The organism is Kitasatospora sp. NPDC001547 (assembly GCF_042894165.1).
GTDB lineage: Bacteria > Actinomycetota > Actinomycetes > Streptomycetales > Streptomycetaceae > Kitasatospora.
Map to the genome: position 1 here is coordinate 572,695 of NZ_JBIAVL010000002.1, position 25,163 is coordinate 597,857.

The window sequence follows — 25,163 nt, forward strand, 5'->3', positions numbered from 1 at the left end:
CGCCCGCCCCCTGGCCGCCCGCGCGCCGGGGCTGCGGCACGATGGCTCCCGTGACACAGCGGAGATTCGAGCACGCCCCGGCGAACACCCTCCCCGGCCTGCTCCAGCGCGGCCGGGGCCTGGGCGCGCGGATGGCGGCGGAGGACCCGGCCGCGGCCGCCGACCTCGTGTACGGCTGCCTCCGGTGGGAGTGGCGCTGGGACTCGCGGACCGACGACCGGTGCCTGTACCTGGCCCGTCTGCTCCGGGACCTGGAGCTGCCGCTCGGCCCGGTGGAGGAACTCCTGGCCGGGGACGAGGAGACCCGCGACCGGGCGGCCGGCGTCCTGGAGCTGCTGGCCTCCGGCGCCCCGGAGGACCCCGCGCCGGCCCCGCACTGCCCGACCGGGCGGGGGGACCCGTCCCCGGACGGGGAGCCCGGGGACGGGCCGGCCCTGGTCGCGGAGCTGGAGCGGCACTGGGTGGACCGCGCCTGGTGCGGCCCGGGCGCCCTCGCGGGCGGGCTGGCGCGGCTCGGGGCCGGGGCCGGTGCGGCCGACGCGGTCTCCCTGCTGCGCCGGTTCTGGCTGTGGACCCCGCACTCGTACGAGCGCCCCGACCACCTGGCGGCACTCGCCGCGCTCGGCTCCGCCGGGACGGCCGAGGCGTACACCGAGTCGCTGTGGGACTGCGAGGCGCGGGCCCGGCTCCTCGGCGTCGCGCACGCCCCCGACCGGCCCGACGTGCGGGCCCGGCTGGCGTACCTCCGGGACGATCCGATGGAGCGGCCGGAGGTCCGCGAGGCCGCCGGAACACGACTCGCCGGGCCTGCCTGGACACCCCTCCCGGCGGACGGATGAGCCGTTCGAAGGGGGCTAGAGTAGACGGGTGAACGTGTGAGTGACGGTCCGGGCCCCGAGCGGCGCTCCGGGCCACATCCATTTCCGGGGGCGTCCCCCGTGACCCGCACGTTCGCCGGCCCACCAGACCAGCACCAGAGCCTCCGGAGGCCCCGCCTTGAGCGACCAGCCGTTCGCGCATCTGCACGTCCACACCGAGTACTCGATGCTGGACGGTGCCGCCCGGCTGAAGCAGATGTTCAAGGAGGTCGAGCGCCTCGGCCAGACCCACGTGGCCATGACCGACCACGGCAACATGTACGGCGCCGCCGAGTTCCACAAGCAGGCCACCGCCGCCGGCATCACGCCCGTCATCGGCATCGAGGCGTACGTCGCCCCGGAGTCCCGCTCCAACACCAAGCGCATCCTGTGGGGCCAGCCGCACCAGAAGCGGGACGACGTCTCGGCGTCCGGCGCGTACACCCACAAGACCATCTGGGCCCGCAACAAGGAGGGCCTGCACAACCTCTTCAAGCTGACCTCGCGCTCCTACGCCGAGGGCTGGCTCGTGAAGTGGCCCCGGATGGACAAGGAGCTGATCTCCGAGCTGTCCGGCGGCCTGATGGCCACCACCGGCTGCCCCTCCGGCGAGGTGCAGACGCGGCTGCGCCTCGGCCAGTTCGACGAGGCGCTGAAGTCCGCGGCCGACTACCAGGAGATCTTCGGCAAGGAGAACTACTTCCTGGAGCTGATGGACCACGGCCTCGAGATCGAGAAGCGGGTCCGCGACGGGCTGCTGGAGATCAGCCGGAAGCTGAACATCCCCCCGGTCGTCACCAATGACTCGCACTACACCACCGAGGCCGACGCCGGTGCCCACGACCTGCTGCTCTGCGTGCAGACCGGCAAGAACCTCTCCGACCCGGACCGCTTCCGCTTCGACGGCACCGGCTACTACATCAAGTCCGCCGCCGAGATGTACGCCCTGGACTCCTCGGACGCCTGGCAGGAGGGCTGCCGCAACAGCCAGCTGCTGGTCGCCTCCCGGGTCGACACCGAGGGCATGTTCCAGTTCAAGAACCTGATGCCCCGCTTCCCCATCCCGGAGGGCTTCGAGTCGGAGGCGGACTTCTTCCGGTCCAAGGTCTGGGAGGGCATGGACTGGCGCTTCCCGGGCGGGTACGACGAGGAGCACAAGAAGCTCGCCGAGTACGAGATGGACACCATCATCCAGATGGGGTTCCCGGCGTACTTCCTCGTGGTCGCGGACTTCATCATGTGGGCCAAGAGCCAGGGCATCGCGGTGGGCCCCGGCCGTGGTTCGGCGGCCGGCTCGCTGGTCGCGTACGCGATGGGCATCACCGACCTCGACCCCATCCCGCACGGCCTGATCTTCGAGCGCTTCCTCAACCCCGAGCGCATCTCCATGCCCGACGTCGACATCGACTTCGACGAGCGCCGGCGCGGTGACGTGATCCGCTACGTGACCGAGAAGTGGGGATCCGACAAGGTCGCCATGATCGTCACGTACGGCACCATCAAGGCGAAGGCCGCCATCAAGGACTCCTCCCGGGTCCTCGGCTACCCGTACGCGATGGGCGACCGGATCACCAAGGCGATGCCGCCGGACGTCATGGGCAAGGGCATCCCGCTCTCCGGCATCACCGACCCCTCGCACCCGCGCTACAGCGAGGCCGGCGAGATCCGCGGGCTGTACGAGACCGACCCGGACGTCCGGAAGGTCATCGACACCGCGCGCGGCATCGAGGGCCTGATCCGCCAGCCCGGTGTGCACGCCGCCGGCGTCATCATGTCCGCCGAGCCGCTGACCGACCACATCCCGGTCTGGACCCGGCACACCGACGGCGTCACCATCACGCAGTTCGACTACCCCACCTGTGAGGGCCTCGGCCTCCTCAAGATGGACTTCCTCGGCCTGCGCAACCTGACGATCATGGACGACGCCGTCAAGGCGATCGAGAAGAACAAGGGCATCAAGATCAACCTGCTTGATCTGCCCCTGGACGACAAGCCGACCTACGAACTCCTCGCCCGCGGCGACACGCTCGGCGTCTTCCAGCTCGACGGCGGCCCCATGCGCTCGCTGCTGCGGCTGATGAAGCCCGACAACTTCGAGGACATCTCCGCCGTCCTGGCGCTGTACCGCCCGGGCCCGATGGGCGTCAACTCCCACACCAACTACGCCCTGCGCAAGAACGGCCAGCAGGAGATCACCCCGATCCACCCGGAGCTGGAGAAGCCCCTGGAGGAGGTGCTCCGGCCGACGTACGGCCTGATCGTCTACCAGGAGCAGGTGCAGAAGGCCGCGCAGATCCTGGCCGGCTACTCGCTCGGCCAGGCGGACCTGCTGCGCCGGGCCATGGGCAAGAAGAAGAAGGAGATCCTGGAGGCGGAGTTCGTCCCCTTCCAGAAGGGCTGCCGCGAGCGCGGCTACTCCGACGCGGCCATCCAGGCCGTGTGGGACGTCCTCGTCCCCTTCTCCGGCTACGCGTTCAACAAAGCGCACACCGCCGGGTACGGGCTGGTCTCGTACTGGACGGCGTACCTCAAGGCCAACTACCCGGCCGAGTACATGTCCGGCCTGCTCACCTCCGTCAAGGACGACAAGGACAAGTCCGCGGTCTACCTCAACGAGTGCCGCAAGATGGGCATCCAGGTGCTGCCGCCGGACGTCAACGAGTCGGACTCGGACTTCACCCCGCACGGTGACACCCTGGTCCGCTTCGGCCTGACCGCGATCCGCAACGTCGGCGGGCCGGTGGTCGAGTCGATGATCCGGACCCGGAAGGCGAAGGGGAAGTTCGCGTCCTTCCCCGACTTCCTGGACAAGGTGGAGTCGGTGGTCTGCAACAAGCGGACCGTCGAATCGCTGATCAAGGCCGGCGCCTTCGACTCGCTCGGGCACACCCGCAAGGGCCTCAGCGCCCAGTTCGAGCCGATGATCGACAACGTCGTGGGCGTCAAGCGCAAGGAGGCCGAGGGGCAGTTCGACCTCTTCGGCGGCGACGCCACCGCGGACGAGCCGAGCTTCGGGCTGGACGTCGTCTTCTCCGAGGAGGAGTGGGAGAAGTCCTTCCTGCTCACCCAGGAGCGGGAGATGCTCGGCCTGTACGTCTCCTCGCACCCGCTGCACGGCATCGAGCACGTGCTCGCCGACAAGGCGGACTGCGCGGTGGCCGACCTCGCGGATCGGCCGGACGGGACGATCGTCACCATCGGCGGCATCATCTCGGGCCTCCAGCGGAAGATGACCAAGCAGGGCAACGCCTGGGCCATCGCGACCGTCGAGGACCTGGCGGGCTCGATCGACTGCATGTTCTTCCCGGCCAGCTACCAGCTGGTGTCGTCCCAACTGGTCGAGGACGCCGTCGTCTTCGTGCGCGGCAAGCTGGACAAGCGGGAGGACGTGCCGCGGCTGATGGGCATGGAGCTGTCCGTCCCCGACCTGTCGAACGCCCACGCCGAGGCGCCGATCACCATCAACATCCCGAGCGGGAAGGTCACCCCGCCGCTGGTGGCCCGGCTCGGCGAGGTGCTGGGCAGCCACCGCGGCACCACCGAGGTGCGGGTGCGCCTGGAGAGCCGCAACAAGACCACGGTGCTCCGGCTGGACCGGCACCGGGTGAAGTCGGACCCGGCGCTCTTCGGGGACCTGAAGCAGTTGCTCGGACCGAGCTGCCTGGCGGGCTGACGCGACGACGGAGGCCCCTCCGCGTCCGCGGAGCCTCAGACGCCGCCGCCCAGGCCCGGGGGGACGGCCGTGTGCAGGGCCGAGACGAAGGCCGAGATGGCCGGGTGGGAGCCGGCGCCGGCGCGGAACGCGGCGCGGGTGCGGCGGTACATCGGCAGCCGGGTGAGGACGACGCCGGGCGGGGAGCCGGCCGTGCCCAGGTGGGGGACCAGGGCGACGCCCTGGCCGGCCGCCACCAGGGCCAGCACGGTGGTGAAGTCGTCGATCTGGTGCCGGATGCGGGGCGCGAAGCCCGCCGCCTCGCAGGCGCGGACGGCCATGGTGTGGCAGAGCGTGTCCGGCGGGGACATGATCCACGGCGCGCCGCGCTGCTCGGCGACGGTGCCCGGGGTGCGGGCGGCCAGGTACATGGGTTCGGTGAAGACCGGGCGGGTCACCGCGAGGCCCGGCTCCGGGTCGGCCGGGACGAGGTCGTACTCGTGCACCAGCGCCACGTCCAGCTCGCCCGCCCGCAGCGCCGCGCCGACGGCCGCCGGGTCCACCTCGGTGACCATCGGCTCCAGCCCCGGCTGCCAGCCGGCCAGCTCGGCGAGCACCGCCGGGATGATCGCCCGGGCCGCCGAGGGGTAGGTGCCGATCCGCAGCGGGCCGGCCAACCCCCGCTTGGTGTGGGCGAGTTCGGCGCCGGCCTGCTCCAGCAGGGCGAGCACCGCCTCGGCGTGCCGGACCAGGTTGCGCCCGGCCGGAGTGAGGGTGACCCGCCGCCCGGTGCGCTCCAGCAGCGGGACGCCCGCCTCCTTCTCCAGGACGGACAGCTGCTGGGACACCGCCGACGGGCTGAAGGAGAGCGCCTCGGCGACGGCCGCGATGGTGCCGAGGTGGGCGAGTTCGCGCAGCAGGCGCAGGCGTCGGACGTCCAGCATCAGGCCAGACTACGGCCTGGCCCGGGCCCTGCCCCGCCGAGCATCGGCTCAGCTTACGAGAAGCGTCGGAAATGTGAACTGGACCTGGGCGATCAGTGCGCCGCAGGATCGTGGGCATGGAACTCAAGGGCATCTACGTCCCCCTGATCACCCCCTTCGCCGCCGACGGCTCGGTCGCGCTGGACGCGCTGGAGAAGCTCGCGCACGAGGTGCTGGACGCCGGGGCGGCCGGGCTGTGCGCGCTCGGCACCACCGGCGAGCCCGCCGCGCTGAGCGCCGAGGAGAAGGACGCGGTGGTGGACGTCGCCGCGGCCGCCTGCGCCGCGCGCGGGGCGCAGCTGCTCGTCGGCGCCTCCGGCGGCGACACCCGGGCCGTCGGCGAGGCGCTGGCCGTGCTCGGCGCGCGGGTGCCGGGGGCGGCGGCGCTGGTCACCACGCCGTCCTTCGTCCGGGCCGGCGAGGCCGGGACGGTCGCGCACTTCCGGGCGCTGGCCGCGAGCAGCCCGCTGCCGCTGGTCGTCTACCACATCCCGTACCGCACCGGGCAGCAGCTCTCCACCGCCACGCTGCGCGAACTCGCCGCGATCGAGCGCGTGGTGGGCGTCAAGTACGCGACCGGCGGGCTGGACCAGACGGCCGCCGAACTGCTCGCCGACACCCCCGAGGGATTCGCCTTCCTCACCGGCGAGGACGCCTACCTGCCGCCGATGCTGGCGCTCGGCGCGGCCGGCGGCATCCTCGCCTCCGCCCACCTGTCGACCGCCCGGTTCGTCGAGCTGGCCGAGGCCTGGCAGGCCGGGGACGTGGCCCGGGCACGGGCGCTCGGGCACCGGCTGACCGGGCTGGCGCTGTCCGCCTTCACGGCGCCGAACCCGTCGGTCACCAAGGGCGTGCTGCACGCCCAGGGCCGCATCCCGACCCCGGACGTGCGGCTGCCGCTGCTGCCGGCCGGGGAGGCGGAGGTCGGCGCCGCGCTGGCCCTCGCCAGTGGTCTGGACCGGTAGGGGCCGTCCGGGCGGCCTCTCACACCGTGGAACACCAGGCCGCCCCACCCGCGTGACAAGGCATGATGGGCGGAGTGCGGCTGTGAACAGCACCATTCAGAGGAGTAGTCGGAGATGAAGATCGGCATTGTCGGTGCCACCGGCCAGGTCGGCGGCGTGGTCCGCGAGATCCTGGCGGAGCGGAACTTCCCGGTGGAGCGGCTGCGGCTGTTCGCCTCGGCCCGTTCGGCCGGGCGCACGCTGCCCTGGCAGGGCACCGAGGTCACCGTCGAGGACGCGGCCACGGCCGACTACACCGGCCTGGACATCGTGATCTTCTCGGCCGGCGGCTCGACCTCCAAGGCCCTGGCCCCCAAGGTCGCCGCGGCCGGTGCCGTCGTGATCGACAACTCCTCCGCCTGGCGCCGCGACCCCGAGGTCCCGCTGGTCGTCTCCGAGGTCAACCCGGAGGCCGTCGCGGACCGCCCCAAGGGCATCATCGCCAACCCGAACTGCACCACCATGGCCGCCATGCCCGTGCTGCGCCCGCTGCACGAGGAGGCCGGCCTGGCCGCGCTCGTCGTCTCCACCTACCAGGCCGTCTCCGGCAGCGGTGTGGCCGGCGTCGCCGAGCTCCAGGACCAGGCCGCCAAGGTCGTGGACGGCGCCGCCGCGCTCGCCCACGACGGCGGCGCCGTCGAGTTCCCGGAGCCCAAGGTCTACCAGCGGCCGATCGCCTTCAACGTGGTGCCGCTGGCCGGCTCCATCGTGGACGACGGCTCCAACGAGACCGACGAGGAGCAGAAGCTCCGCCACGAGAGCCGCAAGATCCTCGGCATCCCCGGGCTGAAGGTCTCCGGCACCTGCGTGCGCGTGCCGGTCTTCTCCGGCCACTCGCTGCAGATCAACGCCCGCTTCGAGCGCCCGATCAGCCCCGAGCGCGCCGTCGAGCTGCTCAGCGGCGCCCCCGGCGTCGAGCTGTCCGACATCCCCACCCCGCTCCAGGCCGCCGGCCGCGACCCGAGCTACGTCGGCCGCGTCCGGGCGGACGAGACGGTGGACAACGGCCTGTCGCTGTTCGTCTCGAACGACAACCTGCGCAAGGGCGCCGCGCTGAACGCCGTCCAGCTGGCCGAGCTGGTCGCCGCCGAGCTCAGGGGCTGAGCCCGGGGGCCGAGCGTCCACCTCCCGTCGCCGTGGCCGGCGGCCACCGGTCCGGCACCGGTGTCCGCCGGTCGGAACACCGCCGCGTGACCTCGGGCGGGCCCCGTCGTTGTACGGGGCCCGCCCTCGCTTTCGTCCGCTCCGCGCCCGCGCCGCTGTTGCGGGACCGGGACAACCGGCGAGGTTCGGCAGGCGAACCGCGGGTAAAAGGTGACCCAACGATCGGGCGACGACGGGGGCCCCTCACCTCGGCACGCCCGGACGACGGGCCGAGCGCCCGTGCCCGAATGGACCCACCCGACTGAATCCGAGGGCGAGCGAAAAGAGGTGCGCGATGGACCGCTGTGTCGTCCTGGTGGACGCCGGATACCTGCTGGGCGCCGCCGCCAGCCTGCTCGCGGGGGATCCGTCCCGGTCCAGAGTCACCGTGAACCACACGGCCCTGATCACCGCCCTGCGCGAGCGCGCCGAGGCCGAGACCGGGCTGCCGCTGCTGCGGATCTACTGGTTCGACGCCGCGCCCGACCGGCGCCCGATGCCCGAGCACCGGCGGCTGCGGGTGCTGCCCCGGGTCACCGTACGGCTCGGCGCGCTCACCCGGGCCGAGGGGCGCTGGGTGCAGAAGGGCGTGGACGCCGCCATGCACGCCGAACTCTCCGAACTCGCCCGCAACCGGGCCTGCGCCGACGTCGTGCTGATCACCGGCGACGGGGACCTGCTGCCCGGCATGATGACCGCCAAGGAACACGGGGTGGCCGTCCACCTGTGGGCCCTGCAGGCCGCCGACGGCGACTTCAACCAGTCCGAGGACCTGGTCGGCGAGGCGGACGAGCGGCGGGTGCTGGACCGGGAGTGGATCGAGGGGTCCTTCTCGCTGCGGGACCACTCCAGCGTCTTCCCGGCCCCGGGGGCCCGGCAGGAGATCGCCAAGATCCTCGCCGCCCCGCCGGCCGCACCGCCCACCGGGCTGCCCGACGTGGTGCCGCCGGAGGTCCGTCCGGCGGCCACGGCGGCGGCCGCCGCGGCCACGGCTCCGGCGGGCGCCGCCCCCGCCGTCAACGGACGGCCGCAGCCGGCCGCGGCCGCGCTCAAGGTCGTACCGACGCCCAAGGACCTCGCCGGGCGGGCCTCCTCCGTCACCCCGATCACCCCGGTGGCGAACGGCGCCAACGGCCACGGCACGAACGGGCACGGGGTCAACGGGCACGGAGCCGTCGCGCAGGCCGGGCCGGTGCTGCGCTGGTCCTCCGACCGCGGCTGGGTGGACCGGCCCGCCCCCGAGCCCGCCGTCACCGCCGGCGACAGCCTGCCCACGCTCGCCCAGCTCACCACCGCCGAGCAGCGCTGGGCCGACCGCGAGGAGGACATCACCTCCATCGGCGGCGACGCCCACGAGGTCGGGCAGGTCTTCGCCCGCCGCTGGAGCGATCGCGTCGGCGACGCCGAGAAGCTCACCATGCTCTGGCCCGACTACCCGCGCATCCCGCACCGGGTGGACGGCGAACTGCTGCGCTACGCCGCCCGCTTCGGGCTGCTCGCGCACAAGGACGACCAGATCGACGAGCACGACCGCTACGCCATCCGGGCCGGGTTCTGGAAGGAGCTGGCCGCGCGGGTCCCGGGCGGGTCGATGGTCGTCGACGACTGAGCCGACCGGGCGACCGGCCCGGCCCCGCCGTCGGGCAGGCTCCGCCGTGGGGCAGGCCGTGCCACCGGCCCGGTCCGACGGCTGGGCCGACCGGTCGGCGGCCCGGGCGCGGACAGGCCCCCGTTGTCCGGTTCGCCCGTATGAACGCGTAGAGTCTTCGGTCGTGAACGAGACGGCCGGGCGAGCACCCGAGGAACCCCTGCCGTGCGTTGCCGTGCGCGACCTGGTCAGGACCTACCGCAGCGGGCGCGGCGCCGCCGCCACCGAGATCCGGGCCAACGACGGGATCAGCCTCACCGTCCGCCAGGGCGAGGTCTTCGGGCTGCTCGGGCCCAACGGAGCCGGGAAGTCGACGCTGGTGCGCCAGCTCACCGGCCTGCTGCGCCCCGACTCGGGATCCGTCGAACTCCTCGGCCACGACATCGTCCGCCACCCCGAGCGGGCCGCCCGGCTGCTCGGCTACCTCGGACAGGAGTCCACCGCGCTGGACGAGCTGACCGTGGCGCTCGCCGCCGAGACCACCGGACGGCTGCGCGGACTCACCCGGGCGCAGGCCCGCGACGCGGCCGGGGACGTGCTCGCCGAGCTCGGGCTGGAGCCGATCGCCACCCGGCCGCTCGCCAAGCTGTCCGGCGGGCAGCGGCGGCTCGCCTGCTTCGCGGCCACCCTGGTGGGGGAGCGGCCGCTGCTCGTCCTGGACGAGCCCACCACCGGCATGGACCCGGTCGCCCGGCGGGCCGTGTGGAGCGCCGTGGACCGGCGCCGCGCCGAGCACGGGACGACGGTGCTGCTGGTCACCCACAACGTCATCGAGGCGGAGACGGTGCTCGACCGGGTCGCCGTGGTCGACGACGGCCGGGTGATCGCCTGCGACACGCCCGGCGGGCTCAAGGCGCTGGTGGACGGCGACGTCCGGCTCGACCTGGTCTGGCGGGACGAGGCGCCGCTCGGCGTGCCCGCCGTCGCCGCGCTGCGCGAGCGGGCCGAGTGCACCGGCCGCCGCTGGACCGTCCGCACCACCCCCGAGCAGGCCCGCGAACTGGTCGCCGCCGTCACCACCGGCCCGGCCTTCGCCGCACTCGACGACTTCACCCTCGCCACCCCGAGCCTTGAGGACGCGTACCTCAAGCTGGGCGGCCGCCACGGAGGACTGGCCAAGTGACGCTGCTCTCGGTGCCCCCGCGGACCGACCGGTCCACGGCCGCCCCCGCCCCGCTCGCCCCCGCGGCCCGGCTGCTGCCGGCGCTCGCGGCCGTCTACCGGGCGCAGCTCGCCCGGGCGCGGGTGGCGCGCATCCCGCTGCTGTTCGTGGCCACCTTCCAGTCCGTGGGCATCCTGGTGATGATGCGGGGCGTGGTGGACGCCGGGCAGTCCTCGGCGGCGCGGTCGGTGGTCGCCGGGTCGAGCGTGCTGGTGGTGGCGTTCGTCGCGCTGAACCTGCTCGCCCAGTACTTCGGGAAACTGCGGGCCACCGGCGGGCTCGACCACTACGCGACGCTGCCGGTGCCGGCCGCCTCGGTGGTGCTGGGGGCGGCCGCCGCGTACGCCTCCTTCACCCTGCCCGGGACGCTCGCCACGGCGGCGTTCGGGGCGGTGATGTTCGGGCTGCCGCTCGGCCAGCTGTGGGTGCTGCTGGCGGTCGTGCCGCTGGCCGGGGCCGCGCTGGCGGGGCTGGGGGCGGCCTGCGGGCTCCTCGCGCCGCGCCAGGAGATCGCGACGATGCTCGGGCAGCTCGGGATGTCGGCCGCCCTGCTGCTGGGCGTGCTGCCGGTGGACCACCTGCCGCAGGCGGTGCGGTGGCTGCGGGACCTGCTGCCGTCCACGTACGGGGTGGACGCCTTCGCCCGGACGTTCACGCCGGACCCGGACTGGGCGATGGTGCTCGGGGACCTGGCGGTCTGCGCGGGGGTGGGCGTGGCGTCGCTGGCCCTCGCCACGTGGGCGTACCGGCGGGCGGTCTCGCGGTAGTACCGCTACGCCACGGTCGGGCCCCGGCCCGGTGGGTACGGTGGTGGGTCGTTCGAGTGGCCGTCGTGAAACGATGGGGCCTGTGACCGTACCGAACACACCTCCGGATCCCGCCGCCGCCGATGTGCGGGCGGTTCCGGACGCAGCGTCCGACCCGTTCGCGCCGCCCCCGCACGGGGCCACCGCCCTCGGGCACGGGACGACCACCCCGCTGGGGCAGCGGTTGCTGCCGGAGGTGCGGGTCGGGGCCGGGGTCGTGGCCGCCTGTCTGGTGGCCGGGCTGATGGCGGCCGGGCTGTGGGCCTGGCTGGCGCCCAAGGTGCCGCTGGTGGTGGACGGGGACCGCATCCTCTACGCCGACCCCGAGGGGGAGCAGCGGGCCGGGGCCGACGCGGTGTTCGTGCTGATCTGCCTCGGCGCCGGGCTGGTGACCGCGCTCGGGGCCTTCCTGGTGACCCGGCGGCGCGGCGGCGGCATCGCGGTCGCGCTGGGCCTGGCCGTCGGCGGGCTGCTCGGCTCGATCGGGGCCTGGCGGATCGGGCGGTGGCTCGGGCCGAGCGGAGACCTGATCGGCGAGGCCCGGCGGGTCGGCGACGGCGGGCACTTCGACGCGGGCATCGACCTGGGGGCGCTGGGGGCGCTGCTGGTCTGGCCGATGACGGCGATGGTGGTGCTGCTCCTGCTCTCGGCCGCGTTCGGGAAGCGGGAGGAGGACCCGCCGCCGTACTGGGGGGCTCCGATGGGGGTGCCGCCGGCGGAGGCCCCGGTGGGGCCGTGGGCCGGGCCGGCGGGCGATCCGGCGAGCGGGCCGATGAGCGGGCCGGCGAGCGGAACGGGGAGCGGCGCCGGGCACTGACCGCGGTGGGCGGTTCCGCCCGCGCGGTTCCCCGCGCCCGGTGGTGAGCGGGCGCGGGGCGGGGCTCAGCGGGCGATGGCGGCGGTGCGGGCCCCGGTGAGGGCGACGAGGTCGGCGGGGGCGAGTTCGACCTCCAGGCCGCGGCGGCCCGCCGAGACGTAGACGGTGGGGTGGCCGAGCGCGCTGGCATCGACGACGGTGCGCAGCGGGCGGCGCTGGCCCAGCGGCGAGATGCCGCCGCGGACGTAGCCGCTGCTGCGCTCGGCGGCGGCCGGGTCGGCCATGGCGGCGCGCTTGCCGCCGACGGCGGCGGCCAGGGCCTTGAGGTCGAGCTGGCCGGCGACCGGGACCACGCCGACGGTGAGGGTGCCGTCCACGTCGGCGACGAGGGTCTTGAAGACCCGGTCGGGGGTGATGCCGAGGGCCTCGGCGGCCTCGCCGCCGTAGGAGGCGGCGGCCGGGTCGTGGTCGTAGGCGTGCACGGTGAACGGGACGGCGGCGGCTTCCAGGGCGACGGTGGCGGGGGTGCCCTGGCCGCCCTTCTTCGTCTTCTTGGCCATGCGGGGTCCTCGGGGTCGTCGGGTCGTCAGGGCCCTCTGTCAGTCGTGGTCGTCGGGCCTCGGTCAGCCGGGGGCCCGGGTCGGTCGGGCCGTCGGCCAGCCGGGGGCCCGGGCCCGTCGGGTGCCCCGGTCAGTTGGGGCTGAAGGTCTGGCGGGTGAGGTCGACGGCGGGCAGCGAGGGCAGCCAGCTGAGGACGGCGGTCTCGCGGCGCAGCAGGTCGAGTTCGGCGCGCAGCCGCTCGGCGTTGTCCGGGCAGGCGAGCAGCCGCTGCTTGACCGGTGTCTCGAACACCGAGGCGGCGGCGACCAGGTAGGAGAGCACCTGGGGGTCGTCCGGGAGGTCCTGGTGGCCGACGGTGCTGGCCTCGCGGGCGCCGGCCAGGCGCTTCTGGTAGACCCGGAACGCCCGCTCGACCTCGGAGGCCAGCGCGCCCGAGCCCTCGCCGGGGCGCTCGTCGATCGTCTCGGTCTCGCCGGTCAGGTACGGGCCGGAGGCGTCCACCGAGCGCAGCCGGAACCGGGTGGTGCCGGTGACCAGCAGCTCGTAGCGGCCGTCCGGCTGGTGCTGGACGGACGCGACGTCGGCGACGCAGCCGACCGGGAAGAGCGCCTCCAGCGGGTCCCCGGTGACGGTGCCGAGGCCGTCCAGCGGACCGGCCGGGCCCTCCTCGGGCCGGACCGGCGCGACCTCCCGGCCGTCCTTGATCGCGAGCACGCCGAACCGCCGGGGGGTGTCCTCGGGCTGTTCGAGCAGATCGGCGACGAGACGGCGGTAGCGCTCCTCGAAGACGTTCAGGGGCAGCACCAGGCCCGGGTAGAGCACGGTGTTCAGCGGGAAGAGCGGCAGCCGTTCTGTCACGGCGGACAGCGTAGTTCCCCGGGCCCGGCGGTTGTCGCCCGCCCGCGACGATCGACGCTATCCGCGCTGCAGCATCCGCGTGGCGCCGGCGACGACCGTGGAGGCGAGCAGCCAGCCGATCACGACCAGCCCGGCGGAGATCCACTGGGTGAGGCCGCCGGGGTTCCAGCCGCCCTGGTTCAGGTCCACGATCGGCAGCAGCTGGTTGAGGGTGTACAGCACCGGGTTCCAGTGCGGGCGCTCGTCGGCCTTGAGCGGCTGCAGCGGGTGGGTGGCGAACCAGAGGCTGCCGAGGATCCAGGCGAGCAGCAGCCACAGGCCCGCCCGGCCGGGCCGGTAGCCGTAGCCCACGGTGGCGTCCTGGACCGCGCCCCAGACCCGGGCCGGCAGCGGCAGGGTGCGCCGGCGCCGGCGCTGCTTGGCGTAGAGCACCTCGCGGGCGTCGTCGTCGGCGCCGTCGCGGCGCAGGGCGGCGGCGAGCTGCTCGTAGGACTCCGGCTGGAAGTCCACCGAGGAGCCCTCCAGCCAGGCGATCCGCTGCTGGACGGTGAAGGGCCTGAACGGGCGCAGGTTCTCGTAGACGAAGCCGGTGAGCCGCAGGTGCCCGCCGAGCGGCCAGGCGTCCGGGTCGTCGACCAGGTTGCCGACCCGGGCGCGGGAGAGCGAGACCGTGCCGGTGGGGCGGAACTTGCAGGAGAAGCGCAGCTCGGGGGTCTGGATGCGGCTCAGCGCGAGCTCGTCGTCACCCTCCAGGTGGAATTCGCCGGAGATCAGGCAGGCGGCCTCGAAACGGGAGTCGGACAGCCGGACCCGGCCGAAGGCCCGGAACGGGGTGACGGGGCCGTCGGGCGGCGGGAGCTGGCCGTAGCCGGAGCCGTAGTAGCCGCGGGAGCCGGTCCAGCCGATGTCGGCGGAGCCGGTCAGGTAGAGGGTGTGGCCGACGATGACACGGACGGCGTTGAAGCAGACGCGGTTCTTCTCCGGGACGGCGCGCAGCTGGGCGCCGCGCAGCGAGAGCCGGCCGCCTATCCGGGCCGTGCGGATGCTCAACTCGCCTTCCGTCTCCAGGCGTTCGGCCTCGAAGTCCTGGTTGACGGTGATCCCGTCGGCGGACACGGCGCGGGCGTAGCGGTCGCCGCCGACCACCGTCTGGTTGAGCAGCAGGTCGGTGCCGATCTTGGCGTCGGTGAGCCGGATGCCGTCGGGGACGCGGCAGCGGGCCAGGTGGAGGTCGCCGGTGGTGGAGAGCCGGGAGGCCTCCAGCCGGGGGATCAGGCAGCCCACGAAGCGCAGCGTCGAGGCCGCGGCCTCGGAGACCAGGACCTTCTGGTCGAAGCGGCAGTCGTGGACCTCGACGTAGCGGTCGATGGTGGCGCCGGCCAGCTTGAGCGCGCCGGTCACCCGCACGCCGCTGAGCCGCAGCGAGGCGACCTTGCCGGGCGCGGGCTCGGGGCCGGCCAGCAGCAGGTGGGCGAGCACCTCGGCGCGGACGGTCCGCTCGGGGCCCCAGACGGCGTCGCCGAAGGCGTCGTCGTCCTCCGGCCGGCCCGTCCGCAGATCCAGGACGTCACCCTGGCGGTAGGCCTCCCAGAGCCTCTGCTCGACCCCGTTCCAGCCCTCCGGAGCACGCTCCGCCATGGTTTCCCCCGCCCCCCGGTCGTCTCGCCTTTCGTATCACGGACTGAAATGCGGGGCCAGCGGTTCCGGCCACTCCTTACACTGGGTGGCGTGATCTCTCGAATCGACCTCCGCGGCTCGCTGGACGACCCGCGTGACCTGCTGCCCCGTGCCGAGTTCGACGTGGCGGCCGCCCTGGAGAAGGTGCGGCCGATCGCCGAGGACGTACGCCATCGCGGGGTCGCGGCGCTGATCGAGATCACCGAGCGCTTCGACGGCGTCCGGCTGGAGTCGACCCGGGTCCCGGCCGAGCAGCTGACCGCGGCGTTGGAGACGCTGGACCCGAAGGTCCGCGCCGCTCTGGAGGAGTCGATCCGCCGGGCCCGCGCCGTCCACGCGGACCAGCGCCGCACCGGGCACACCACCCAGGTGGTGCCGGGCGGCACGGTCACCCAGCGCTGGGTGCCGGTCGAGCGGGTCGGCCTGTACGTGCCGGGCGGGCTGGCGGTCTACCCCTCCTCCGTGGTGATGAACGTGGTGCCGGCCCAGGAGGCGGGCGTCCGGGGCATCGCGGTCTCCTCGCCGCCGCAGAAGGAGTTCGGGGGCCGGGTCCACCCGACCATCCTGGCGGCCTGCGCGCTGCTCGGCGTGGACGAGGTCTACTCCGTCGGCGGCGCCCAGGCGGTCGCGATGTTCGCCCTCGGTACCGAGGAGTGCGAGCCGGTCGACATGGTGACCGGCCCCGGCAACATCTACGTGGCCGCCGCCAAGCGCTACTTCGCCGGCCGGATCGGCATCGACTCCGAGGCCGGTCCGACCGAGATCGCCGTCCTCGCCGACGACAGCGCCCTGCCGTCCGACGTCGCCGCCGACCTGATCAGCCAGGCCGAGCACGGCCCGACCTCCGGCTCCGTGCTGGTCACCGACTCCCCGGCGCTGGCCGACGCGGTCGAGGCCGAGCTGGCCGCGCAGGTCGCCAGGACCAAGCACGGCGAGCGGGTGGCCGAGGCGCTGGGCGGCCGGCAGTCCGGCATCATCCTGGTCGACGACCTGGAGCAGGGCCTCGCCGTGGTCAACGCCTACGCGGCCGAGCACCTGGAGATCCAGACCCGCGACCCGCACGCGGTGGCGGCGAAGGTCGTCAACGCCGGCGCGGTCTTCATCGGCCGCTGGACCCCGGTCTCGCTGGGCGACTACGCGGCCGGCTCCAACCACGTGCTGCCGACCGGCGGCTGCGCCTGCCACTCCTCCGGGCTGTCGGTGCAGACCTTCCTGCGCGGCGTCCAGGTCGTCGAGTACGACCGGGACGCGCTGGCGGGCGTCGCCGCGCACGTCGTCACCCTGGCGAACGCGGAGGACCTGCCGGGGCACGGGGACGCGATCAAGGCCCGCTTCGACTGGACGGTGCCGGGCTCGTGACTCCTGAGACCTCCGGGGCTCCTGTGACCCCTCCGACGCCGGCGACCCCGGCGGGTGCCGCTCCGGGGACCCGGATCGACGACCTCCCCGTCCGCGACGAGCTGCGCGGCCAGTCCCCGTACGGCGCGCCGCAGCTGGACGTGCCCGTCCAGCTGAACACCAACGAGAACCCGTACCCGCTGCCCGAGGAGCTGGTGGCCCGGATCGCCGAGCGCGTCGCCGAGGCCGCCCGCGGGCTGAACCGCTACCCCGACCGGGACGCGGTCGAGCTGCGCGAGGGCCTCGCCGCGTACCTCGGCAGGACCACCGGCTTCCCGGTCCGGCGCGCGCAGGTGTGGGCGGCCAACGGCTCCAACGAGGTGCTCCAGCAGCTGCTGCAGACCTTCGGCGGCCCCGGCCGCAGCGCGCTCGGCTTCGAGCCCTCGTACTCGATGCACGCGCTGATCTCCCGGGGCACCGGCACCGCCTGGATCTCCGGCCCGCGCAACGACGACTTCACCATCGACGTGGACGCCGCCGTCGCCGCCATCGCGCGGCACCGGCCGAACGTGGTCTTCGTCTGCTCGCCCAACAACCCGACCGGCACCGCCGTGGACGCCGACACCGTGCTGCGGCTGTACGAGGCCGCGCAGGCCGCCCGGCCCAGCCTGGTGGTGGTGGACGAGGCGTACGTCGAGTTCTCGCACCGCGCCTCGCTGCTGCCGCTGATCGAGGGCCGGCCCAACCTGGTGGTCAGCCGGACCATGTCCAAGGCCTTCGGCGCGGCCGGGCTGCGCCTGGGCTACCTCGCCGCCGACCCGGCCGTGGTGGACGCGGTGCAGCTGGTGCGCCTGCCGTACCACCTGTCGGCCGTCACCCAGGCCACCGCGCTGGCCTGCCTGGAGCACACCGACACCCTGCTCGGGTACGTCGGGCGGCTCAAGGAGGAGCGCGACCGGCTGGTCGACGCGCTGCGGGGGATGGGCCTGGAGGTCACCGACTCGGACGCCAACTTCGTCCAGTTCGGCCGCTTCGCCGACACCCACGCGGTGTGGCGGGCCATCCTCGACCAGGGCGTCCTGGTCCGCGACAACGGCGTCCCCGGGTGGCTGCGCGTCACCGCCGGCACGCCCGCCGAGAACGACGCCTTCCTGGACGCCGTCCGCAGAGTCAGCAAGGAGCTGTGACCCCCATGTCCCGCATCGGACGCGTCGAGCGCACCACCAAGGAGACCTCGGTCCTGGTCGAGATAGACCTCGACGGCACCGGGCGGACCGACATCTCCACGGGCGTCGGCTTCTACGACCACATGCTCGACCAGCTCGGCCGGCACGGCCTGTTCGACCTCACCGTCAAGACCGACGGCGACCTGCACATCGACACCCACCACACCATCGAGGACACCGCCCTCGCGCTCGGCGCCGCGTTCAAGCAGGCCCTCGGCGACAAGGTGGGCATCTACCGCTTCGGCAACTGCACGGTGCCGCTGGACGAGTCGCTCGCCCAGGTCACCGTGGACCTCTCCGGCCGGCCGTACCTGGTGCACACCGAGCCCGAGGGCATCGCGCCGATGATCGGCTCGTACGACACCACGATGACCCGGCACATCCTGGAGTCCTTCGTGGCCCAGGCGCAGATCGCGCTGCACGTCCACGTGCCGTACGGGCGCAACGCCCACCACATCGTGGAGTGCCAGTTCAAGGCGCTGGCCCGGGCGCTGCGCTACGCCGCCGAGCGCGACCCGCGCGCGGCCGGAATCCTCCCGTCGACCAAGGGTGCGCTGTGAGCAACACCGCGATGATCCTCATCTTCGTCGGCCTCTTCCTGGCCGGCGGAGTCATCTCCTTCTGGAAGCAGAAGCACTCGAAGAGCGTCATCCTGGTGCTCGCCTTCGGCTCCGTGATGTGCCTGGCCTCCGGCCTCATGCGCCTGTAGACCCGCCGCCCGCCGCATAGAGACTGGACACCTGAACATGGGCAAGAACGTCGTCGTCCTCGACTACGGCTCCGGCAACCTCCGCTCGGCGCAGCGCGCCCTGGAGCGGACCGGAGCGGACGTCACGGTCAGCTCCGACTACGACACCGCGATGGCCGCGGACGGCCTGCTCGTCCCCGGCGTGGGCGCCTTCGAGGCCTGCATGCGCGGGCTCAAGTCCGTCCGGGGCGACTGGATCATCGGCCGCCGGCTGGCCGGGGGCCGACCGGTCATGGGCATCTGCGTCGGCATGCAGATCCTCTTCGAGAAGGGGGTCGAGCACGGCGTCGAGACGGCCGGCTGCGACGAGTGGCCGGGCACCGTGGAGCCGCTGGACGCCCCCGTCGTCCCGCACATGGGCTGGAACACCGTGGACGCGCCCGAGGGCAGCCGGATGTTCGCCGGCCTCGACCCGGAGACCCGCTTCTACTTCGTGCACTCCTACGGGGTGCGGCACTGGGAGCTGGAGACCCACAGCGCGCGGATCAACCCGCCGCTGGTCACCTGGGCCACCCACGGGCAGCCGTTCGTCGCGGCCGTCGAGAACGGCCCGCTGTGGGCCACCCAGTTCCACCCCGAGAAGTCCGGCGACGCCGGCGCCGCCCTGTTGACCAACTGGGTCGACACCCTCTGACCGTCTGAGAGTTGATCTGATGAGCCTCGAACTGCTGCCCGCCGTCGACGTCCGGGACGGTCAGGCCGTCCGCCTGGTCAAGGGCGCCTCCGGCACCGAGACCTCCTTCGGCGAGCCGCTGGCCGCCGCCCTCGCCTGGCAGAACGCCGGCGCCGAGTGGCTGCACCTGGTCGACCTGGACGCCGCCTTCGGCACCGGCTCCAACTACGAGCTGCTGCGCGAGGTCACCGGACAGCTGGACGTCAAGGTCGAGCTGTCCGGCGGCATCCGCGACGACGAGTCGCTCGCCCGGGCGCTCGCCACCGGCTGCACCCGGGTCAACCTCGGCACCGCCGCCCTGGAGGCCCCCGAGTGGGTCGCCAAGGCCATCGCCGAGCACGGCGACCGGATCGCCGTCGGCCTCGACGTCGTCGGCACCACCCTGCGCGGCCGCGGCTGGACCCGCGACGGCGGCCAGCTCTTCGACGTGCTGGAGCGCCTCAACCGGGAGGGCTGCGCCCGCTACGTCGTCACCGACGTCAACCGGGACGGCACCCTGACCGGCCCCAACCTCCAGCTGCTGCGCGACGTCTGCGCCGCGACGGACCGGCCCGTGGTCGCCTCCGGCGGCGTCTCCTCGCTCGACGACCTGCGCGCCATCGCCACGCTGGTCGGCGAGGGTGTCGAGGGCGCCATCGTGGGCAAGGCACTCTACGAGCAGAAGTTCACCCTCGAAGAGGCCCTGGAGGCGGTTTCAGGATGACGGACGGTCGGATCGTACGCGGCAGGGTCGGTGGCTTCTCCCCCTGGGAGGACGAGTTCGGCTACTCCCGGGCGGTCGCCGCGGGCGACCACGTGCACGTGGCCGGCTCCACCGCCTGGGTGGACGGCCGGATCGAGCACGAGGGCGACCCGTACCGGCAGACCCTCGCCGCGTTCGGCGTCGGGCTCAAGGCCCTGGCCGCGTACGGTCTGACCACCGACGACGTGGTCCGCACCCGGATGTACATCACCCACGTCCGCGACGCCGAGGAGGTGGGCCGCGCCCACCGCGAACTCTTCGACGCCGCACGCCCGGTGGCCACCATGGTGGTGGTCGAGGGACTGATCGACTCCCGGATGATGGTCGAGATCGAACTCGACGCGTACCGATCCGGGCTGGCAAAGACCCTGGAAGCCCAGGGACCCCTGGAAGGCGAACAGCCGTGACCCTCGCAGTACGTGTCATCCCCTGCCTCGACGTGGACGCCGGGCGGGTGGTCAAGGGCGTCAACTTCCAGAACCTGCGCGACGCCGGCGACCCGGTCGAGATGGCCAAGCTCTACGACGCCGAGGGCGCCGACGAGCTGACCTTCCTCGACATCACCGCCTCCTCCGGCGACCGGGAGACCACCTACGACGTGGTCCGCCGCACCGCCGAGCAGGTCTTCATCCCGCTGACGGTGGGCGGCGGCATCCGCGCCGTCGAGGACGTCGACAAGCTGCTGCGGGCCGGCGCCGACAAGGTCGGCGTCAACACCGCGGCGATCGCCCGGCCGGAGCTGGTCCGGGAGATCGCCGAGCGGTTCGGACGGCAGGTGCTGGTGCTGTCGGTGGACGCCCGGCGCTGCCCCGCCGGTGTCGAGACCGCGTCCGGCTTCGAGGTCACCACGCACGGCGGGCGCCGGGGCACCGGGCTCGACGCCGTCGAATGGGCGGCCCGCGCCGCCGAGTTGGGGGCGGGTGAGATCCTGCTCAACTCGATGGACGCGGACGGCACCAAGGACGGCTACGACCTGGACATGATCCGGGCCGTGCGCGAGGCCGTGTCGGTGCCGGTGATCGCCTCCGGCGGGGCGGGCAAGCTCGCGGACTTCGCGCCGGCCGTCGACGCGGGCGCGGACGCGGTGCTGGCCGCCAGCGTGTTCCACTTCGGGGACCTGCGGATCGGCGAGGTCAAGGGCGCGCTGCGGGAGGCCGGGCACCAGGTGCGGTGACCGGTCGGTAGGTCGCTTCGTGCGTCGCTCCGTGCGTGGTTTCGTGCGCCGCTTCGTGCGTGCGAGGGCCCGTCGCGCCGGTGTGCGGCGGGCCCTCGCCGCGTGCTCGGGGCTCCGGGTGCTCAGGACTCCCGGGGCTCGCCCTTGATCAGGGCGAAGGGGGCGCCGTTCGGGTCCGCCAGCCAGGCGAGGCGCCCGACGTTCTCCACGTCCGAGGCCGGCATCAGCACCGTGCCGCCGGCCGCCGTCGCCTTGGAGATCACGCCGTCCACGTCCTCGGTGGCGAAGTAGGGCGTCCAGGCGGACGGCTGCTCCGGGGACATGGTCGGGGCGATGCCGCCGAAGCTGGTGGCCCGCTGGTCGCCCTCGGCGGTGGAGACCACCCGGTAGTCCATGCCCGGCGACGGCTCGAAGTTCTCCACCCGCCAGCCGAACAGCTGCCGGTAGAAGGCGAAGGCGCCCTCCTGGTCGGAGGTGTGCAGCTCGGCCCAGACCAGCGCCCCCTCGTCGGAGACGAGGTCCAGCCCCGTGGTGTTGCCGGCCTGCCAGATCGCGAACCGGGCGCCCTGCGGGTCCGAGAACTGGGCCAGCCGGCCCTCCTGCATGACGTCCATCGGCTCGACCAGGACCTTGCCGCCGGCCTTCTGGACGGCGTTGGCGGTGGCGTCCGCGTCGGCGCTGCGGAAGTACGTCGTCCAGGTGGACGGGTCCCCCTCGTTGAGCGAACCGATCGCGCCGACGGTCCTGCCGTTCAGCTGGACGAACCCGTAACCGCCGGTCCCGGGGACCTCCTGGAAGGTCCAGCCGAACACCTGGTGGTAGAACGCGGCGCTGGCGGGGATGTCCGGGCTGCCCAGGTCGATCCAGCAGGGCGAGCCGATGGGGAAGTCGGTGGTGAGCATGGCGGTGTGCCCTTCGACGGAGAGTGGCCGGGACGGTTCCGTCGGGCGCGCGCACGCCCCCTCCCGGCCACCTGCGAGTCTGCACCCGGGCACTGACATCCGCAGCCGGAGCGGGGGGCCGTCCGCTCGCGGAACGGTGGCGGGCCGGTCCGGCCCCCGGCCCCGTCGTCCGGACGTGCCGGCGAGGACGGCCGGGAAGCCGTCGCCGCCCCGCCGCAGGCCGTGCGCCCTACTTCGGGGGCAGCGGCAGGACGTGGCGCAGGGCCTCAACGGCGTCCGGGGCGCCGTCGACGGTGACGGTGGTGCGTTCCCCGCGGCCGTAGGTGAACAGGACGAGCTCGGCGGGCTCGCCGGTGACGCGGACGGGGGCGTCGCCCGCGGGGCCGACGGTGAGGGAACGGCCGTCGGGGTGGGTGAGGGCCAGCCGGACGGGTGAGCGCCGGCCGGCCTCCAGCCGGGCGATGAGCGGCAGACGGCGCCAGAGGGCCTCGGCCCGGCCGGGCGGAACGGGCTGCGCGGTCCAGTCGTCGGCCGCGCGCAGGACGTCCTCGGCGTGGACGAAGTACTCGACGGTGTTCGCCGCCTCGTCGGCACCGGGAAGCGCGAACGGCGAGTAGACCGGCGGCCCGGCCCGGAACAGCCGCACCAACTCCTCGTACGGCCGCTGGGCGTAGCCGTCCTGCACCCGCCGCGTCCACCCGGCCAGCGCCCCGACCCGGATCCCGGCCGCCGCGTCGGGGCGGCGCTCGCGGACGACCAGGTGGGCGGCGAGGTCCCGGGTGGTCCAGCCGGCGCAGAGCGTGGGGGCGTCCGGGCCGGCGGCGGTCAGGAGTCGGGCGAGCCGGTGGCGTTCGGCGAGGGCGTGGTTCGACATGACGTCAGCCTAGGGGCTCCTCCCGCACCCGGTGGGTCCGGTCGCTCGGCTCTCGGAGCTTCCTCGACGCGATCCTGCTCTCCGTCACCCGATGACCGCCGCGAGGCCGGTGCAGAGAAGCTGGACGCTCCGTGCGAACTTCTCGTCCTGGCTCAGGCGCGGCATCAACGGGCCCATGACGAGGGGGAACCGCTCGCGCAGTCCGGCGTAGAGCTCGGCTGTGACGGTCGGCGGCGCCGTCGGCTGGTTCTGCTCCTGGAGGACGAAGCCGGTGACGTGGCTGAGCAGGGTGTCGGCGGCGATGCCGCAGTGGTCGGCGGGCAGACCGGCGTCGAGGAGGGTGCGCAGCAGGCGTTCCATCAGGGAGAGGGCGCCGGTGCTGAGCGTCCCGGGGCTCTCGGCGAGGAGCTGGGCGCCGCCGGGGTGCTGCTTGATGCTCAGCCGCAGGGTGGTGGCCTGGGTCCGGATGCGGTCCTGCCAGGTGGCGTCGGCCGGGAGGGCGTCCAGGGCCTCGGTGCCCGCGTCGTAGGCCCGGCGGCAGACCCGGTCGGCCATCAGGGCGAGCAGCTCCTCCTTGCCGCGTACGTGGTAGTAGAGGCTGCCCGCGTGGGCGTCGAGGCGGTCGGCGACCTGGCGCATGGACAGGTTCTGGTAGCCGACCTCGGCGAAGACGGCCATGCCCGCGTCGACGATGCGGTCCTTGGTGAGCTTCATGGACTCACCGTACAGCGTTTTCCAACACCGTTCGAAAGTTGTGCTAGCTTTGCGTCGGCAAGTTTTCGAACGGTGTTGGAAACACCGGAACCGGGGGGAGGGGCCAGACGTGGAGGCGATCGTCTTCAACGTGACCACGGCCGCGCTGATGGTCATGATGGTCAACTGCGGGCTCGGCGTGGTGGGCCGCGACACCCTGCGCGGACGGCCGCTGCCGTGGGCGGCGATCGCCCTGACCGCGCTCGCCGTCGGTGGCGTGCTGCTCCAGCTCGTCTGGTCCGGCGCGATGGACGCGCTCGACGCCGACCCCGCCAAGTCGGGCTGGTGGCGCGAGTTCACCTCGGTGTTCCTGCAGAACGGCGGCCTCTTCGGCGGCCTGTGGAACCTCGTCACCCTCGCCGCCGTCGCCGCGCTGGCCCAGTGGTACTGGGGCGGCCCGCTCACCCTCGGCTTCTTCCTCGCCGGCATCCTGCTGCCCGGCCGCGTCGACACCCTGCTCGGCCTGGGCGACGGCCCCAGCACCGACCCCCGCAACTTCGCCGGCAGCTCCGGCGCCACCTACTTCCTCGGCGCCACCCTCGCCCTCGCCTTCCTCACCCGCACCCGCCTCCCCAAGGAGATCGCGCTGGCAGCCGGCGTCCCCGCCCTGGGCCTCGCCATGTGGCTCGCCCAGGAGAACGGCCACGGACTGGTGTCCGTCTACGGCTTCGCCCTCGCCGCGGCGGCGTGGGCGGTCCGCCGCCGACCGCTCCACCGGGCACCCGGCCGCGCGGTCTGACCCGCGGACGCGCCGCCGGCGCCACGATCACCGTCGACGCGGCCGGCAGCGCGGACCTCGGTCCGGGAACTCGACGTGACCGCGCGGCCGTGCCGAAGGCGTGCACTTCCTTCGCCGTCCGGCGCCGGTGGGCGGGCCTCTCGACCTCGGGCTCCGGGCGCCGACCGCCCGTTGGGGGCGAGTTCGGTGAACTGCCTGCCGAGGAGGGGGTGGGTGGGCCATCCTCGTGGCCATGACCTCCGAGCAGCAGCCGCCCGCAGCCGGCTCCCGCCCGTCCCGCGGCCTGGTCCTCACCGTGGCCGCCGTGCTGGTCGTCCTGCTCGCGGTGGTGGCCACCGCGGTGCTCTGGCCGGACGACAGGAAGCCGGCCGCCGCGCCACCGCCGCCCACCCCCACGGCAACGGTCACCCCGACGCCGACACCCACCCCGACGCCCACGCCGCAGCCGCCGTACGCCTTCTTCCCGGTCGGCGCCTGCTTCGACCACCCGCAGCTGAGCCCGGTGATCACCAAGCCGGAGGAGCGCCCCTGCACCGGCGACCACGACGGTGAGGTGATCGCCGACCTCAAGCTGGCCGACGGCATCACCGGCGACATCCCGCTCGCCCTCGCCATGCGGGACGGCTGCAAGGAGGCCGAAGCCGCCGCCAAGGCCCGCCAGGGTGACGGAAAGACCTACTACGGCCGTCAGTTCGGCCCGGCGATGGCCAACTACCAGCAGGGCTGGCGCGACTACACCTGCACCCTGACCGCCGGCAACAAGCAGGGCGGCCCCAAGCTCACCGGGCAGCTGCGCCCGTAAGGGCTCCCGGCCGGAGGGGGCCGC

At 73.7% G+C, this 25,163-nt stretch carries 25 protein-coding genes; 18 read left to right on the top strand and 7 right to left on the bottom strand.

Annotated elements, in window-relative coordinates; genetic code table 11:
- The first annotated feature begins 41 nt into the window (after nucleotides 1-41).
- The gene (locus ACFY0X_RS05325; protein WP_387748998.1) at nucleotides 42-839 is read left to right on the top strand and encodes a hypothetical protein; all 798 of its coding nucleotides are present in this window, start codon (nucleotides 42-44) and stop codon (nucleotides 837-839) included.
- A gap of 157 nt (nucleotides 840-996) precedes the next feature.
- Nucleotides 997-4,530 (top strand): DNA polymerase III subunit alpha, encoded by a 3,534-nt coding sequence (gene dnaE / locus ACFY0X_RS05330; RefSeq protein ID WP_387749001.1) that lies wholly within the window; start codon nucleotides 997-999, stop codon nucleotides 4,528-4,530.
- Nucleotides 4,531-4,565: 35 nt separating this feature from the next.
- Here the strand turns inward: dnaE and ACFY0X_RS05335 are convergent, their stop codons facing one another.
- Nucleotides 4,566-5,453 (bottom strand): LysR family transcriptional regulator, encoded by an 888-nt coding sequence (locus ACFY0X_RS05335; protein WP_387749004.1) that lies wholly within the window; start codon nucleotides 5,451-5,453, stop codon nucleotides 4,566-4,568.
- Nucleotides 5,454-5,569: 116 nt separating this feature from the next.
- On the opposite strand from ACFY0X_RS05335, the gene ACFY0X_RS05340 reads away from it, so the two are divergent.
- The 6 genes from ACFY0X_RS05340 to ACFY0X_RS05365 all read left to right on the top strand — a co-directional run bounded on the left by ACFY0X_RS05340 (nucleotide 5,570) and on the right by ACFY0X_RS05365 (nucleotide 12,072).
- A complete protein-coding gene (locus ACFY0X_RS05340; RefSeq protein WP_387749006.1) occupies nucleotides 5,570-6,457 on the top strand; it encodes a dihydrodipicolinate synthase family protein in 888 nt (295 codons plus the stop codon).
- Between the two features lie 114 nt (nucleotides 6,458-6,571).
- Entirely contained in the window at nucleotides 6,572-7,600 is a 1,029-nt protein-coding gene (locus ACFY0X_RS05345) for an aspartate-semialdehyde dehydrogenase (RefSeq protein WP_387749009.1), read from the top strand.
- Between the two features lie 334 nt (nucleotides 7,601-7,934).
- Nucleotides 7,935-9,248, top strand: coding sequence for an NYN domain-containing protein (locus ACFY0X_RS05350; protein WP_387749012.1), 1,314 nt, complete (start codon nucleotides 7,935-7,937; stop codon nucleotides 9,246-9,248).
- 163 nt (nucleotides 9,249-9,411) lie between these two features.
- Nucleotides 9,412-10,410: an ABC transporter ATP-binding protein gene (locus ACFY0X_RS05355; protein WP_387749014.1), complete on the top strand. Its 999-nt coding sequence runs from the start codon at nucleotides 9,412-9,414 to the stop codon at nucleotides 10,408-10,410.
- Entirely contained in the window at nucleotides 10,407-11,216 is an 810-nt protein-coding gene (locus ACFY0X_RS05360) for an ABC transporter permease (protein WP_387749017.1), read from the top strand. Before ACFY0X_RS05355 ends, ACFY0X_RS05360 begins: the two co-directional genes overlap by 4 nt.
- Nucleotides 11,217-11,298: 82 nt before the next feature.
- Complete coding sequence (locus ACFY0X_RS05365) at nucleotides 11,299-12,072, top strand: hypothetical protein (RefSeq protein WP_387749020.1); 774 nt, start codon at nucleotides 11,299-11,301, stop codon at nucleotides 12,070-12,072.
- Between the two features lie 65 nt (nucleotides 12,073-12,137).
- Here the strand turns inward: ACFY0X_RS05365 and ybaK are convergent, their stop codons facing one another.
- From ybaK to ACFY0X_RS05380, 3 genes are all read right to left on the bottom strand, one after another.
- Entirely contained in the window at nucleotides 12,138-12,632 is a 495-nt protein-coding gene (gene ybaK, locus ACFY0X_RS05370; protein ID WP_387749023.1) for a Cys-tRNA(Pro) deacylase, read from the bottom strand.
- A 130-nt stretch (nucleotides 12,633-12,762) separates the two neighbouring features.
- On the bottom strand, nucleotides 12,763-13,491 hold the full coding sequence (locus ACFY0X_RS05375) for an LON peptidase substrate-binding domain-containing protein (protein WP_387749026.1): 729 nt from the start codon (nucleotides 13,489-13,491) through the stop codon (nucleotides 12,763-12,765).
- Nucleotides 13,492-13,548: 57 nt separating this feature from the next.
- Complete coding sequence (locus tag ACFY0X_RS05380; RefSeq protein WP_387749029.1) at nucleotides 13,549-15,129, bottom strand: oxidoreductase; 1,581 nt, start codon at nucleotides 15,127-15,129, stop codon at nucleotides 13,549-13,551.
- 90 nt (nucleotides 15,130-15,219) lie between these two features.
- Here ACFY0X_RS05380 and hisD point away from each other — a divergent pair, with 90 nt between their 5' ends.
- From hisD to hisF, 8 genes are read left to right on the top strand one after another with little or no spacing between them, the layout of a single operon-like run.
- The gene (gene hisD / locus ACFY0X_RS05385) at nucleotides 15,220-16,527 is read left to right on the top strand and encodes a histidinol dehydrogenase (protein ID WP_387749031.1); all 1,308 of its coding nucleotides are present in this window, start codon (nucleotides 15,220-15,222) and stop codon (nucleotides 16,525-16,527) included.
- Between the two features lie 23 nt (nucleotides 16,528-16,550).
- Entirely contained in the window at nucleotides 16,551-17,693 is a 1,143-nt protein-coding gene (locus ACFY0X_RS05390) for a histidinol-phosphate transaminase (RefSeq protein ID WP_387749034.1), read from the top strand.
- 5 nt (nucleotides 17,694-17,698) lie between these two features.
- Nucleotides 17,699-18,292 carry an imidazoleglycerol-phosphate dehydratase HisB gene (hisB, locus tag ACFY0X_RS05395; RefSeq protein WP_049650368.1) on the top strand — a complete coding sequence of 198 codons (594 nt, stop codon included), beginning with the start codon at nucleotides 17,699-17,701 and terminating at the stop codon, nucleotides 18,290-18,292.
- Nucleotides 18,289-18,441, top strand: coding sequence for a hypothetical protein (locus ACFY0X_RS05400; RefSeq protein WP_359828256.1), 153 nt, complete (start codon nucleotides 18,289-18,291; stop codon nucleotides 18,439-18,441). Before hisB ends, ACFY0X_RS05400 begins: the two co-directional genes overlap by 4 nt.
- Nucleotides 18,442-18,478: 37 nt before the next feature.
- Complete coding sequence (hisH, locus tag ACFY0X_RS05405) at nucleotides 18,479-19,114, top strand: imidazole glycerol phosphate synthase subunit HisH (RefSeq protein WP_387749038.1); 636 nt, start codon at nucleotides 18,479-18,481, stop codon at nucleotides 19,112-19,114.
- 16 nt (nucleotides 19,115-19,130) lie between these two features.
- Nucleotides 19,131-19,856 (top strand): bifunctional 1-(5-phosphoribosyl)-5-((5-phosphoribosylamino)methylideneamino)imidazole-4-carboxamide isomerase/phosphoribosylanthranilate isomerase PriA, encoded by a 726-nt coding sequence (gene priA, locus ACFY0X_RS05410; protein WP_387749303.1) that lies wholly within the window; start codon nucleotides 19,131-19,133, stop codon nucleotides 19,854-19,856.
- Nucleotides 19,853-20,302: a RidA family protein gene (locus tag ACFY0X_RS05415; protein WP_387749040.1), complete on the top strand. Its 450-nt coding sequence runs from the start codon at nucleotides 19,853-19,855 to the stop codon at nucleotides 20,300-20,302. Before priA ends, ACFY0X_RS05415 begins: the two co-directional genes overlap by 4 nt.
- On the top strand, nucleotides 20,299-21,069 hold the full coding sequence (gene hisF / locus ACFY0X_RS05420) for an imidazole glycerol phosphate synthase subunit HisF (protein WP_387749043.1): 771 nt from the start codon (nucleotides 20,299-20,301) through the stop codon (nucleotides 21,067-21,069). Before ACFY0X_RS05415 ends, hisF begins: the two co-directional genes overlap by 4 nt.
- Nucleotides 21,070-21,191: 122 nt before the next feature.
- Here hisF and ACFY0X_RS05425 read toward each other — a convergent pair whose 3' ends face one another.
- The 3 genes from ACFY0X_RS05425 to ACFY0X_RS05435 form a co-directional block, all read right to left on the bottom strand.
- On the bottom strand, nucleotides 21,192-21,971 hold the full coding sequence (locus tag ACFY0X_RS05425; RefSeq protein ID WP_387749045.1) for a VOC family protein: 780 nt from the start codon (nucleotides 21,969-21,971) through the stop codon (nucleotides 21,192-21,194).
- A gap of 229 nt (nucleotides 21,972-22,200) precedes the next feature.
- A complete protein-coding gene (locus ACFY0X_RS05430) occupies nucleotides 22,201-22,845 on the bottom strand; it encodes a TIGR03085 family metal-binding protein (protein WP_387749048.1) in 645 nt (214 codons plus the stop codon).
- Nucleotides 22,846-22,929: 84 nt separating this feature from the next.
- A complete protein-coding gene (locus ACFY0X_RS05435; RefSeq protein WP_387749051.1) occupies nucleotides 22,930-23,559 on the bottom strand; it encodes a TetR/AcrR family transcriptional regulator in 630 nt (209 codons plus the stop codon).
- A 109-nt stretch (nucleotides 23,560-23,668) separates the two neighbouring features.
- Between ACFY0X_RS05435 and ACFY0X_RS05440 the strand changes: the two genes are divergently transcribed.
- Together ACFY0X_RS05440 and ACFY0X_RS05445 are read left to right on the top strand one after the other, a co-directional pair.
- Nucleotides 23,669-24,337 carry a hypothetical protein gene (locus ACFY0X_RS05440; protein WP_387749053.1) on the top strand — a complete coding sequence of 223 codons (669 nt, stop codon included), beginning with the start codon at nucleotides 23,669-23,671 and terminating at the stop codon, nucleotides 24,335-24,337.
- Between the two features lie 232 nt (nucleotides 24,338-24,569).
- Nucleotides 24,570-25,139 carry a hypothetical protein gene (locus tag ACFY0X_RS05445; RefSeq protein WP_387749055.1) on the top strand — a complete coding sequence of 190 codons (570 nt, stop codon included), beginning with the start codon at nucleotides 24,570-24,572 and terminating at the stop codon, nucleotides 25,137-25,139.
- Nucleotides 25,140-25,163: the final 24 nt, after the last annotated feature.

What these genes read in the sequence shown, in the direction of transcription:
- ACFY0X_RS05430 (WP_387749048.1), bottom strand. Translation starts at nt 22,845, where the DNA reads ATGTCGAACCACGCCCTCGCCGAACGCCACCGGCTCGCCCGACTCCTG.
- ACFY0X_RS05425 (WP_387749045.1), bottom strand. Translation starts at nt 21,971, where the DNA reads ATGCTCACCACCGACTTCCCCATCGGCTCGCCCTGCTGGATCGACCTG.
- hisB (WP_049650368.1), top strand. Translation starts at nt 17,699, where the DNA reads ATGTCCCGCATCGGACGCGTCGAGCGCACCACCAAGGAGACCTCGGTC.
- ACFY0X_RS05415 (WP_387749040.1), top strand. Translation starts at nt 19,853, where the DNA reads ATGACGGACGGTCGGATCGTACGCGGCAGGGTCGGTGGCTTCTCCCCC.
- ACFY0X_RS05345 (WP_387749009.1), top strand. Translation starts at nt 6,572, where the DNA reads ATGAAGATCGGCATTGTCGGTGCCACCGGCCAGGTCGGCGGCGTGGTC.
- ACFY0X_RS05340 (WP_387749006.1), top strand. Translation starts at nt 5,570, where the DNA reads ATGGAACTCAAGGGCATCTACGTCCCCCTGATCACCCCCTTCGCCGCC.
- ACFY0X_RS05445 (WP_387749055.1), top strand. Translation starts at nt 24,570, where the DNA reads ATGACCTCCGAGCAGCAGCCGCCCGCAGCCGGCTCCCGCCCGTCCCGC.
- ACFY0X_RS05335 (WP_387749004.1), bottom strand. Translation starts at nt 5,453, where the DNA reads ATGCTGGACGTCCGACGCCTGCGCCTGCTGCGCGAACTCGCCCACCTC.
- hisH (WP_387749038.1), top strand. Translation starts at nt 18,479, where the DNA reads ATGGGCAAGAACGTCGTCGTCCTCGACTACGGCTCCGGCAACCTCCGC.
- ACFY0X_RS05380 (WP_387749029.1), bottom strand. Translation starts at nt 15,129, where the DNA reads ATGGCGGAGCGTGCTCCGGAGGGCTGGAACGGGGTCGAGCAGAGGCTC.
- ybaK (WP_387749023.1), bottom strand. Translation starts at nt 12,632, where the DNA reads ATGGCCAAGAAGACGAAGAAGGGCGGCCAGGGCACCCCCGCCACCGTC.
- ACFY0X_RS05325 (WP_387748998.1), top strand. Translation starts at nt 42, where the DNA reads ATGGCTCCCGTGACACAGCGGAGATTCGAGCACGCCCCGGCGAACACC.
- ACFY0X_RS05350 (WP_387749012.1), top strand. Translation starts at nt 7,935, where the DNA reads ATGGACCGCTGTGTCGTCCTGGTGGACGCCGGATACCTGCTGGGCGCC.
- ACFY0X_RS05435 (WP_387749051.1), bottom strand. Translation starts at nt 23,559, where the DNA reads ATGAAGCTCACCAAGGACCGCATCGTCGACGCGGGCATGGCCGTCTTC.